The organism is Reyranella sp. CPCC 100927 (assembly GCF_007859315.1).
Classification (GTDB): domain Bacteria; phylum Pseudomonadota; class Alphaproteobacteria; order Reyranellales; family Reyranellaceae; genus Vineibacter.
This window is the reverse complement of record NZ_VOHA01000001.1, coordinates 685,918-697,476: the sequence shown is the minus strand read 5'-3', so window position 1 is coordinate 697,476 and position 11,559 is coordinate 685,918. Positions and strand designations below refer to the sequence as shown.

The 11,559-nt window shown below is 66.1% G+C and carries 10 protein-coding genes and 1 tRNA gene; 7 read left to right on the top strand and 4 right to left on the bottom strand.

All coding sequences use genetic code 11. The features are described from left to right. Positions 1-81: 81 nt before the first annotated feature. Positions 82-3,198: an efflux RND transporter permease subunit gene (locus FQU96_RS03085; RefSeq protein ID WP_146539354.1), complete on the bottom strand. Its 3,117-nt coding sequence runs from the start codon at positions 3,196-3,198 to the stop codon at positions 82-84. After that, positions 3,195-4,367, bottom strand: coding sequence for an efflux RND transporter periplasmic adaptor subunit (locus FQU96_RS03080; protein ID WP_146539353.1), 1,173 nt, complete (start codon positions 4,365-4,367; stop codon positions 3,195-3,197). Before FQU96_RS03080 ends, FQU96_RS03085 begins: the two co-directional genes overlap by 4 nt. A gap of 142 nt (positions 4,368-4,509) precedes the next feature. Between FQU96_RS03080 and FQU96_RS03075 the strand changes: the two genes are divergently transcribed. The 4 genes from FQU96_RS03075 to FQU96_RS03060 all read left to right on the top strand — a co-directional run bounded on the left by FQU96_RS03075 (position 4,510) and on the right by FQU96_RS03060 (position 7,379). After that, positions 4,510-5,130 (top strand): TetR/AcrR family transcriptional regulator, encoded by a 621-nt coding sequence (locus FQU96_RS03075; RefSeq protein WP_146539352.1) that lies wholly within the window; start codon positions 4,510-4,512, stop codon positions 5,128-5,130. 122 nt (positions 5,131-5,252) lie between these two features. Further along, positions 5,253-5,606 carry a TIGR02300 family protein gene (locus tag FQU96_RS42085; protein ID WP_178130281.1) on the top strand — a complete coding sequence of 118 codons (354 nt, stop codon included), beginning with the start codon at positions 5,253-5,255 and terminating at the stop codon, positions 5,604-5,606. Positions 5,607-5,714: 108 nt separating this feature from the next. Beyond that, positions 5,715-5,790: transfer RNA gene (locus FQU96_RS03065), tRNA-Ala, on the top strand. 356 nt (positions 5,791-6,146) lie between these two features. After that, complete coding sequence (locus FQU96_RS03060) at positions 6,147-7,379, top strand: hypothetical protein (RefSeq protein WP_146539351.1); 1,233 nt, start codon at positions 6,147-6,149, stop codon at positions 7,377-7,379. Positions 7,380-7,492: 113 nt separating this feature from the next. Here the strand turns inward: FQU96_RS03060 and FQU96_RS03055 are convergent, their stop codons facing one another. Further along, positions 7,493-8,377, bottom strand: coding sequence for a LysR substrate-binding domain-containing protein (locus tag FQU96_RS03055; protein WP_146539350.1), 885 nt, complete (start codon positions 8,375-8,377; stop codon positions 7,493-7,495). A 63-nt stretch (positions 8,378-8,440) separates the two neighbouring features. Between FQU96_RS03055 and FQU96_RS03050 the strand changes: the two genes are divergently transcribed. Together FQU96_RS03050 and FQU96_RS03045 are read left to right on the top strand one after the other, a co-directional pair. Beyond that, the gene (locus tag FQU96_RS03050) at positions 8,441-9,334 is read left to right on the top strand and encodes a DMT family transporter (RefSeq protein ID WP_146539349.1); all 894 of its coding nucleotides are present in this window, start codon (positions 8,441-8,443) and stop codon (positions 9,332-9,334) included. A 92-nt stretch (positions 9,335-9,426) separates the two neighbouring features. After that, on the top strand, positions 9,427-10,389 hold the full coding sequence (locus FQU96_RS03045; RefSeq protein WP_146539348.1) for a hypothetical protein: 963 nt from the start codon (positions 9,427-9,429) through the stop codon (positions 10,387-10,389). A gap of 3 nt (positions 10,390-10,392) precedes the next feature. Here FQU96_RS03045 and FQU96_RS03040 read toward each other — a convergent pair whose 3' ends face one another. After that, complete coding sequence (locus FQU96_RS03040) at positions 10,393-10,881, bottom strand: DUF3617 family protein (RefSeq protein WP_146539347.1); 489 nt, start codon at positions 10,879-10,881, stop codon at positions 10,393-10,395. Between the two features lie 161 nt (positions 10,882-11,042). Between FQU96_RS03040 and FQU96_RS03035 the strand changes: the two genes are divergently transcribed. Further along, a complete protein-coding gene (locus tag FQU96_RS03035) occupies positions 11,043-11,468 on the top strand; it encodes a VanZ family protein (protein ID WP_146539346.1) in 426 nt (141 codons plus the stop codon). The last annotated feature ends 91 nt before the right edge of the window (positions 11,469-11,559 follow it).

Below are 11,559 nucleotides of genomic sequence, written 5' to 3'. Positions count from 1 at the left end.
ATCTGGCCGGGGCTACGCTAGCATCGCAGGCAAAACGCTTCGTCACCCGATCGGGTGATACGCGGTCGACCCGCGCTCAGGTCATTCCGCCGGATGGGGCGTGGCGTCGCGGTCCAGCGCCTCGCGGCCGTGGCCCCACCGGGTCTGCAGCTGATCGAGGTAAAGGTAGATCACCGGCGTGATGTAGAGCGTCAGCAGCTGCGACAGGATCAGGCCGCCGACCACGACGACGCCCAGCGGCTGGCGCAGTTCGGCACCCGCGCCCATGCCGACCGCGATCGGCACGGCACCCATGATGGCGGCCATGGTGGTCATCATGATCGGCCGGAAGCGCAAGACGCAGGCCTCGTAGATCGCGTCCTCGGCACTGACATCGCCCTTGCTGCGCCGCTCGATGGCGAAGTCGATCATCATGATCGCGTTCTTCTTGACGATGCCGATCAACATCACGGCGCCGATGATGGCGATGACGCTGAGATCCATGCGGAACAGCATCAAGGTCAGCAGCGCGCCGATGCCGGCCGACGGCAAACCGGACAGGATGGTGAGCGGATGGATGAAGCTTTCGTACAGGATGCCCAGCACGATGTAGATCACGAACACCGCCGCCAGCAGCAACAGTGCCTGGCCCTTGAGCGAATCCTGGAATACCTGGGCGGTGCCGCGGAAGCTCGTGGTGATGGTCGCCGGCAGGTTGAGCTCACGCTCGGCACCCTGGATCGCCGCCACCGCCTGACCCAGCGCGACACCAGGCGCCAGGTTGAACGACAGGGTCACCGCCGGCAGCGCCGACTGGTGGTTGACGTTGAGCGGCCCAGCCTGGCGGCGGATGGTGGCCACTGCCTCCAGCGGCACGGTGGTGCCGGTGGTGGTCGGCACGTAGAGCGAGCCCAGGGCGGCGACGTCACCCCTGAACCGCGGATCGACCTCGAGGATCACCTCGTAGTTGTTGCTGGGCGTGTAGATGGTCGAGATCTGGCGGGCGCCGAATGCCGAGTAGAGCGTGTTGCGCACGGCGGCGGCGGTGACGTTCATCGTCGCGGCACGGTCGCGGTCGACCTCCACCACGACCTGCGGGCTGCGGACCTGCAGGTCGCTGGTGACGTCCTGCAGCTGCGGCAGGGTGGCGAGCTTGGCCTCGACCTGCGGCGCGAAGCGCTGGACCTCGGCGAACTGCGTGCCCTGCAGTGTATACTGGTACAGGCCCTTGGACAGCCGGCCGCCGACATTGATGTTCTGGATCGGCTGCAGGAAGACGTTGATGCCGGTCAGCGCCATCAGCTTGGGCCGCAGCCGGCGGATCACCTCCTGAGCCGACACCTTGCGCACCGCCAACGGCTTCAGCCCGACGAACATGCGGCCCGCATTGGTGGCGGTGTTCGGTCCGCCAACGCCGACCGTGGAGTTGACGACGTCGACCGCGGGATCGGCGAGGATGATGTCCGCCACGCGCTTCTGCTCACGCGCCAACGACTCGAAGGAGGTATCCTGCGGTCCCTCGGTGATGGCGAGGATCATGCCGGTGTCTTCGGTCGGGAAGAAGCCCTTGGGGATGGCCTGGAACAGGACGATCGACAGGACCAGGGTCAGGGCCGTGATCCCCAGCATGAAGCGCCGGCGCAGCAGTGCCCATTTGAGCGTGCGTTCGTAGACGGACAGCATCCCGTCGAACACCCCCTCGGACCACCGCATCAACCGGCCTTGCGGTGCCGAATGATCGATGTGCTTCAGCATCCGGCTGCACAGCATCGGCGTCAGGGTCAGCGACACGAAAGCCGAGATCAGGATGGCGATGCTGATGGTGACGGCGAACTGGTTGAACAGCCGCCCCACGATGCCGCCCATGAACAGCACCGGGATGAACACGGCGACCAGCGATATCGTGATCGACAGGATGGTGAAGGCGATCTCGCGCGAGCCTTTCAGCGCCGCCTCGAACGGCCGCATGCCGCCCTCGACGTGGCGCACGATGTTCTCGAGCATCACGATGGCGTCGTCGACCACGAAGCCGACCGACAGGGTGATCGCCAGCAGCGACAGATTGTCGATGCTGTAGCCCATCAGATACATGCCGCCGAACGTGCCGATGATCGATACCGGCAGCGCCAGCGCCGGGATCAGCGTCGCCCGCAGGTTGCGCAGGAACAGGAAGATCACCATGACGACCAGGCAGATCGTCAGCAGCAGGGTGAACTCGACGTCGTGCACCGACTCGCGGATCGACTGCGAGCGGTCGATGATGGCGCGCACGTCGATGGCGGCCGGCAGCTGGTTGCGGAACGTCGGCAGCAGGTTTTTGACGGCGTCGACCACGGCCACCGTGTTGGCATCGGGCTGGCGCTGGATGGCGAGCACGATGGCGCGCGTGCCGTTCATCCAGGTCGCGATCTTGTCGTTCTCGACGCCGTCGGTGACCGTGGCGATCTCGCCCAGCCGCACCGGGTTGCCGTTGCGATAGGCCACCACCAACGAGCGATAGGCCGCGGCGCGCTCGAGCTGGCCCGACGCCTGCAAGGTCACGCTCTGGCGGCTGCCGTCGATGATGCCGACCGGCGCGTTGGAATTGGCGGCGGCGACGGCGCTCTGGATCTGATCGACGCCGATGCCGGTGGCGGCCAGCGCCCGCGGGTCGATCTGGATACGCACGGCATATTTCTGCGGGCCGTAGATCGTGACCTGCGCCACGCCGCCCAGGGTCGACAGGCTGGGCGACAGCAAGGTCTCGGCATACTCATTGAGCGTCGACAGCGGCAGGGTGCTGGAGCTCAGCGCCAGCAAAAGCACCGGCGAGTCGGCCGGGTTGACCTTGCGGAAGCTGGGCGGCGTCGTCATCTCGTCGGGCAGCAGGCGCGCGGCGGTCGAAATCGCCGACTGCACGTCGAGCGCGGCACCATCGATGTTGCGGTCGAGGTCGAACTGCAGCGTGATCTGCGTCGTGCCCTGGCCGTTGATCGAGATGATGGAATTGACGCTGGGAATGGTCGCGAACTGCCGCTCCAGCGGTGTGGCGACCGACGACGCCATGGTCTCCGGACTGGCGCCGGGCAGGCTTGCCGACACGGAGATGGTGGGGAAATCGACCCGCGGCAGGGCGGCGACCGGCAGCTGCGCATAGCCGAACCAGCCGCCGACGATGAACGACACCATCAGCAGTGTCGTCATGACGGGTCGGCGGATGCACAGCTCCGGCAGGTTCACGACGGCTTCTCCGACTTGCCCTTCGCCGCCGGCTGCGACGGTTCGTCGGGCGCCGGCTCGCGGATCTCGACCCTGGTGCCTTCGCTCAGCCGCAGCTGGCCTGACGTAACGACCCTGTCGCCCACGGCGACGCCGGAGCGGATGACGGCCATGTCGTTCAGCACGCGATCGACGACGACCGCGTGGGCCGTCACCGTCATGTCGGGCTTGATCACGAACACGAACGTCCCGTTCTGGCCCGTCTGCAGGGCTTCGGCCGGAATGACGACCGCTTTCTGGTCGACGCGGACCGTAGTCGTGGTGTTCACGAACAGGCCCGGCCACAAATGGCGCTCGGGGTTGGGCACGATGGCCCGTACCGGCAGGGTGCCGGAGGACATGTCGACGGTGTTGTCGATGTAGGCGATCTTGCCTTCCAGCGGCTGCTTCTCGCGGCCGGCGATCATGATGCGCACCGGCACCGGACCGGTTGCCATCGCGTCCTGCAGCGCCGGCAGTTCGCGCTGCGGCACGGAGTAGCTGACGTAAATCGGATCGAGCTGGTTGATCGTGACCACGGCCGTGGCATCCGACGACCGCACCGACGTACCCAGCCGCGTGCCGATGGTGCCGAGCCGTCCGGAAATCGGTGCCCGGATCTCGGTGTAGGTGAGCTGCACCTTGAAGCTCTGCACCTGCGCGTCATCGGCCGCGACCGTGCCTTCCAGCGCCGCGACATTGCCGATGGCCTGATCGAGCAGCTGCTTGGAAACGGCGCCGGAACGCGCCAGCGGCTCGATGCGCGCCAGATCGCGGCGCGCATTTTCCAGCTGGGCCTTGTCGCGGGCGAGCGCGCCTTCCGCCTGGCGCAGCGAGGCCTGGGCCTGGCGTGCATCCAGCGTGATCAGCAGGTCGCCCGCCTTGACCTCCTGGCCGTCCTCGACCCAGACCTTGTCGACCACGCCGTCGATGCGCGAGCGCACGACGACGCTGGACTGGGTCTCGACGTGGCCGATGGCATCGATCAGGACCGGCATCGGGCGCATGGCTGCCGTGGCGGCGACCACGGGCTTGGCCTGTTCGCCCTGCCTCCCCTGCTGCGGTTGCGGGCCGGCGGCGCGGAAGGCCCACGCGCCCACCGCACCGACGACGAGGAGAAACGCCACCGCAAAAAAGCGCGACTTCATCATGGGGCTAACGGATCCCGTCGGGCCTGGCCGTGCATATTTTACCCCTCCAGCCCGGTTCTGACGCGGTTTTCCTGTCCATACGCGATGTCTTGATACAGCATCCCCTGACCGCCATATTTAGAACCGAGGAGTTCTGTTTTCAATGCCGCGCGACGATGGCGAAAATATGCCGGACTGGCGCCAGCGGCGCCGGGCCGACATCCTGCGGGCCGCCGCCGACCTGTTCGGCCGGCGCGGCTACGGCGGCGTGCAGGTCGACGACGTGGCACGCGCCGCCGGTGTCGGAAAGCCGACGCTGTACCGGTACTTCGCCTCGAAGGAAGAGCTGTTCCTGCAGGTTTTTGGCGATGCACTGGCGGGCCTGGAGGCAGACCTGGAGGCGATCCGCAGCCGCGAGACCTCCCAGCAGGCGGCACTGGTGGCCATGGTGACATGCCTGGTCGACGTGCTGGGCGAGCAGATGGTGTCGCTGCGCGTGCTCACCGGCGAGCAGCCGGAACTGGCCGACCGTTGGCGCATCCTGTTCCGCGGCCGGCGCCGGCCGATCCAGGACGCCCTGCGCACCGCGATCGCCGCCGGCATCGAGAGCGGCGAATTCCGCGCCGTGGACCCCGACGTGCTGCCGGCGCTGCTGCTGGGCATGATCCGGGGTGGCCTGATGGGCGTTCCCGACGCCTCGCGCGCCCAGCTGGCTCAGAGCGCCGTCGACCTCGTGCTGCGCGGATGCCTGGCCGGCCCGGGCAATCCGTCGCACGATACCTGATCCGTCTCCCCGGCGGGCCATTTTGGCTTTTGACAACCCCGGCCGGGCGTGGCAAACGCCCGCTTTCCGCGCCGGCCGGACGCCAGTGGCGCGCCCGCGGTATTGCAAAGAGGTTTTGGGAAATGGTGAAGGCCGCCTGGGGAACCAAGCGTAGCTGCCAGAGTTGCGGCGCGCGGTTCTACGATCTCAGCAAGAATCCGATCATCTGCCCGAAGTGCGGCCATTCGCACGACCCCGAGGACTTCGTGAAGGCGCGTCGTAGCCGGTCGGTCCCGGCGGCGGCGAGCAAGGCGCCGGCGGCCAAGAAGCCCAAGGACATGATCGAGGGCGTGCCGATCGCGGATGACGATTTGCCCGCGGTCGAAGGCGATAGCGAAGACGACGACGCGGCGTTGGAGGATACCGAGGATCTGGCCGAGGACGATGCCGAGATCGAGGTCGGTATCGACGACAAGGGCAGCGACGAGGAAACCTGAGCGGGACCTGGGATCGGCCGACATTTTCGCCTTGTCAGAGGCCGGCCTGCTCCATATGTTCCGCCGCGTTCGCGGGCCGTCCCCAGACGGATGCCGCGCCAGGATTTCGGGGCCATAGCTCAGCTGGGAGAGCGCTACAATGGCATTGTAGAGGTCAACGGTTCGATCCCGTTTGGCTCCACCAAAACAAGGGCCCGGTGCGAAAGCACCGGGCCCTTTGGTTTTTAGTGGTTCGTAGTGCCCTTGATCGCGGGCAGTCGCCACTTGCCGGCGCTGCACTTTCGTCCGTTCTCTTCCAGCTCACACACCGGCATCGGCAATGAGCGGCAGTGAAGTGCCGTGCTGCTGAACGCGAGATATGAGCTGACTGCGGCGGTCGTGCCGCTTTGCCCGCCTCTCTCGAAAATCAACCTTCGGTGGGCTGCGGCGGCCGACGATGCGTGCCGCGCAGGTCTCGTACTACCTGTTCGCATCAATGTGGCAATTTTCTTATGATACGATGATTAGTAAGCGAATGAATATCGCATAGCGGACTGCGTGATGTTGGGATCGAGAATTCTTTTTTTCGTTGAACCTTTCCCCATTCGAGAAACTGACGGCGCGTACTTCTGGGTCGCGGAACAGTGGCTCGCGGCTGCCGCGGACATCGATGCCGACGTCCATTTTCTCTCGAACGCGGCAACCATCCAGTTCCTGCTCCAGTGCAACGAGAAATACGATCGCCCGCTGCCCGATACCGCTTTCAGCGCGGTTGGACCCGAGCTGCAGGCGATGATCGAGGCACTGAGGACGCTACCCTGGCACCCCACGGGCATGCTGCACTGGCGGGAACTCCTTCTCGGCACCGGTGATTTCAGCACGGCCGTCAAGGACGAGCTCGAGCGTCTAAGGCAAGAGCGGTTCGAGTTCGATGCTGTCATGGTCTGGGGGCAGAATGGCGCGGCGCGCCAATTTTGCGACCAGCACCAGCTCGTGTGCATCAATTGCGAACTCGGCGCGACGCGGCATCCCCTGCCGACATCATACTATGCGGACCCTTGGGGTGCGCACAGCCGCGCTCTGCTGCCGCGCCTCTCTATCGATGACCTGCCTGCCGTCTCATCGGGACGCCTCGACGAGGTTCGACGGATGGTGAGCCCGTGGAGCAAGCGCTCGCCACCTACCGGGCAGCGTGCACTCGTTGCGCTTCAAACCTGTGATGACGCCAATTTTCTGGGGCTTCCGGAAGAAGCCGTCGATATGGCCGAGGACGCGATCCGCAGAGTGAAGCTTTTGAGCGACACTGGATTTGACGTCGTTGTCAAAGGCCACCCCTCGGCAAAGAACCACTCCTGGACTTTGGCGGCGCAGCAGAAGTGCCTCGAACAGTGTGCCGGCCTACGGGGCGTCGTATGCGTCGAGGATGTACCGCCGGAGACCAGCTATCTGGAATGGCTCTCGACATTCGATCTGGTGGCCTCGCGCACAAGCTCGCTCGTGTTCGAGGCCAGCCTTGTCGGCACCCTGACGGCCCTCGATGGGCAATCATCCTTCGCCACGGATGGCACCTTTCCGACGCTACGCACGGTGCTCGATGGTCGACACGATGCGCAGGCTCAAGTCGAGCGCGCTGCGCTGAACGCAGGCTTCTACTTGTCGCGTTACGTACACTTCGACCTGAGGTCATTAGTGCTGGCGATCCCCGGAATCGCGGCCTTCTACGCGGCCGAACGCCATGCGCCCGTCGACAGCCGGGTGGTGCATCGCTGGTCCGAGCATATGAAACAAGAATAGGCCCGGAGCCAGCCTGCTCCACATGTTCCACCTCGGTCGCGGGCCGTGCAGAGGTGAGGGACTCGACTCGCTTGGCCCACTCGATCAAGGGCCTGTCGGAGGCCCTGGACTGCTCAAGCGGCCCTCGCCATTTTCCGCAACCGCTCGACGAGCCGGTCCACGGCGGGATGTCGTGGCCCGGGACGAGTGACGATGTGGAACTTCTGCGGGCTCAGGATGCCGCGCGGATGGACCGCGACCAGCCCGAGGCGTTGGCGGAACGCACGACCGTAAGGATCACGCGCCAGCGCGACACCGAGGCCGGCGGCGGCAGCCTGCAGCGCAAGGTCGTGGCCCTCGAACGTCCTGTCCTTCGCCCGTCGCTGGTAGGCGATGCCCTGGCCTGACAGCCAGAACCGCCAGCCGTCCTCCGTTGCATCGTGAAGCAGCGGCAATGCGAGCAGGTCGCCGAGCCGCGGTGTCTTGCCGAGTGCATTTGCGATGTCCGGGGTCGCTACCGGCTGAAGCGTTTCGTCGAACAAGGGCTCGGCCACGACCCCGGCCCAGTTGCCCTGTCCGAGGCGGATGGCGATCCGCGCGTCCGACACCGCCATGTGGCGATGATCGATGTCGGCCTCTATTCGCAGATCGGGCGGCCTTCCCTCCAGGTCCGGCAAGCGCGGGATGAGCCACAGGCGCGCGAAGGACTGCACCACGCCGACCCGGATCGTATCGAGTTCGGGCTCCGCGCCGCCGCTGGTGCGGCTGTCTTCCAGCATGGCGACCGCGAGCTCGATCCGGGACGCCAGACGCTCGCCTTCGAGCGTGAGGCGCACACCCCGCCCGTGCCGGCTGAACAGCCTGATCCCGGCCCACGCCTCGACCGCAGCAATCCGCCGGCTCACGGCGCCATGGGTGATGTCGAGCGCCCCGGCCGCCGCCGAGAACGAGCCCAGCCGCGCCGCGGCGAGGACAGCCTGCAAGGCTTCGAGGGGCGGCAGTGCCCAGATGTGCTCCATACTCACATCTGAATGATTGTCGGCCTTCTATGTCAATGCATGTGCTGATGACACACATCCGGCATGAGCCAGCTCTGTGTCGAAACACGCCGATCCGTCGTTCTGCCCGCTCTTGCCGTGGCGGGCACCGTCTTCACCTGGGCGGCATCCTTCCCCGCCATCGGGTTCGCCCTGCGCCAGATCGAGCCGCTGCCGCTGGCTGCGATCCGCTTCGCGCTCGCCGGGATGTTTGCGCTTGCCTGGCTTGGGTGGCGGCGGCCGACCACGTTCGAACGGCGCGACTACGGCACCGTTGCATTGAGCGGGCTGCTGGGTATCGCGGCCTACAACGTGCTCCTCAACTCCGGGCAGGCGACGGTTTCGGCCGGTGCCGCGGGTTTCATCGTCAACACCCAGCCCCTGTTCATGGCGATCCTCGCGGTCCTGGTTCTCAAGGAAGCTTTCAACCGGTGGAGCTGGCTCGGCGCGCTCCTGGGCTTTGCCGGTGTCGGCGTGATCGCCTCGGGGCAGCCCGGCGGATTGTCGTTCGGCATGGGTTCGAGCCTGATCGTCGGTGCCGCCATCTGCGCTGCCGTCTATTCGGTCCTGCAGCGGCCGCTTCTGGCGCGCGCCGCGCCGCTTGATGTCACCGCTCTCGTGCTCGTCGCTGGTGGCGTGTCGCTTCTGCCGTGGCTTCCGGCCGGTCTTGCACAAGCGGATGCGGCGAGCCCGGAGACGATCCTGATGGTCGTCTTCCTGGCGGTGGGTCCGGGCATCATCGGGCAAAGCTGCTGGACCTATGCGCTGCGCAGCTTTGGCGCGGCGCAGGCGGGCCAATTCCTCTATCTGATCCCGCCGTCATCCGTGCTGCTGGCCTGGTGGCTTCTGGGCGAGGTGCCGCAGGCTTTGACCCTGCTCGGCGGCGCACTGGCGCTGACCGGCGTGGTCGTGGTGAACCGGTGGGGCAAGCGACGATAAAACGCCACAGCGCGTGACAGGGCAGCCGGGTTTGCCGTTGAACGCCGGCCACGGCAAAGTCTCGACAAGGCCAATCCTGGTTCGAGGCGATTGTGGCGTTCTCTCCGTTGTCATTCCGCAACCGCGCCGCGTGCGTGGTGGCGATCCTGGCGTCGCTGGCCGGCTGCGCGACCGACGCGTCGCGGCCGGCCACGACCGCGGCAGCGCCACCGCGCGAGCAAGCCCTTCTCGACCTGAACAAGCAGGTGCGCGCCAACTACGCCGAGTCCAAGCGCGAACTGATGCTGCGGGCGCGACCCGCCATCGTCGTGGCGTTCGACGATGCCACGTTGCTGCGGACAGGGCTGCCGGCAGAAACTCGGTCGTTCACGCCGCCGCTGTATCACCGCTACAAGGATGTGGCCCACGTGGCGCTGGGCGTCTGGGCGACGCTGGCACCGTGGACGGACCGCGACAGCCGCGCCTGGGTGGCTCCACTGGAGACGTTGTTGCAGCGGGCCCGCGCGGCGCGGACGACGCTCGACGATGTCGGCTTCCCGGCCGACCGGCTGGCACGGCAGCGGCTGATCTTCGATCAGTCCATTGCGCTGATGGAGCGGACACTGGCGGCCGGACGGGTGGACGGGCCGGCCCTGGCCGGTTTCGCGCACACCCTGGCGGCGCCGGTATTGGCCAACGGCGATGACGCGGCGGCGCTGCAGATCGACGGGCTGCACGCCCTGGTCAGCCGCTGGCGCGCCGAGCTCTCGCCCGACGAATGGGGTCGCCTCCATGTCCTGGTGCTGGGCCCCAAGATGCCGCGCGTCGACAACCTCGCGATTCAGTACTTTCAACGCGTGATGGGGCGCGGCGAACTCGGCCGCCGGCTGCTCTATGCAGAAGGCATCTTCGATCGCGATGCGGCGCTGGGCCTGCTGGGCACCGTTGTGACCGACCGGGCGCTGGCGGTGGCGTTTTTTGGCGATCCGATGCGCATGGACCGCGACTTCCTGAGCGATGGCAGCCGCAGGCGCCTGGACCAGGTGTTCGGTCCAGACGCCGCGGTACGCCGGTAGCGGCTACTTGGTGCCGGGGGTCCGCACGACCTTGCCGTCCGGCATGATGATGTCGCCGGGCTTCTGATCGGCGGCGCAGGGACCAAGGTACTTGGCTTCGATCGTCGTGTTGGACGTCACCGGCTGCTGCCCGGGCGCCTGCACGATGGTCGCCGTCGTCTTGGCCGTGATCTTCGACGAAAAATCACCGCTGATCACCGACTTGGCCGTCGATGTCATCTGGCCGAACTGGCAGCTCGTCTCGGTCTCGTAGCCGGCCGACGTCTTGGTGATGGTCGGCGGCTTGCAGTTGCCGCCACCCACAGCCGCCATCGCCAGCGAATCGGTCTTCTCATCGATGCACTGCTTGATGACCTGCGGCGCCGGCGCCATGCCCCCCGACACCGTCGACTCCCAGAGTCCGGCCTTGCGCTTGGGCAGCTCTTCAGCCTGCGCCGCGACACCCCAGGACAGGACACAAGCGACAGATGCGAGGAAAACAATGCGGTTCATCTCGACTCCTTGATTGAGGGCAGCCACGGGCACCCCCGCGGCCCCGCGTCACTTAAGAAGCGACAAAGTGGCGACAAAAAGAACGAATGAGTAATCGTTTCGTCATGCCAAAATTCGCATAATCGTGTAAAAGCGCCGTTTCGTCGCTTGAGATAGACCGCATGCGCCTTCCCGCTGTCCATGCCAGCCTGCCCACCCTGCTTCGGGCCGCGGCCGTGTCATGCGTGGTTGTGCTCGCCATACTGTCGCTGATTCCCGGCCAGGACCTCGTCCGTACCGACTTGGCCAAACTGGGGTACGGCAAGCAGGCCGAGCATTTCATCGCCTATTTCGGCGCGACCACGATCATCGGTCTGGCTTACCCGGCACGGATTCGCCGGCTGCCATTGGCACTGGCGCTGATCCTCTATGCCACCGCGCTGGAGATCGGGCAGCTCTACGTGCCCGGTCGCAGCGCCTCCGTCATGGATTTCTCGGCCAGCGCTGCCGGCGTCATTGCCGGCACCCTGCTGCTGTCGCTGGTCTGGCGGACGTTGGTGCGCACGTTTACCCTGGCGCCGACGTCACCAGCCCGCAAGCGGCGTTGAGCCCCCGGGACAGGATCTCTCATGCGGACATGAGATCGGGGGCGTGGACAGGCAGTCGATCCGCTGTATTATGTGCATATACACATAATGG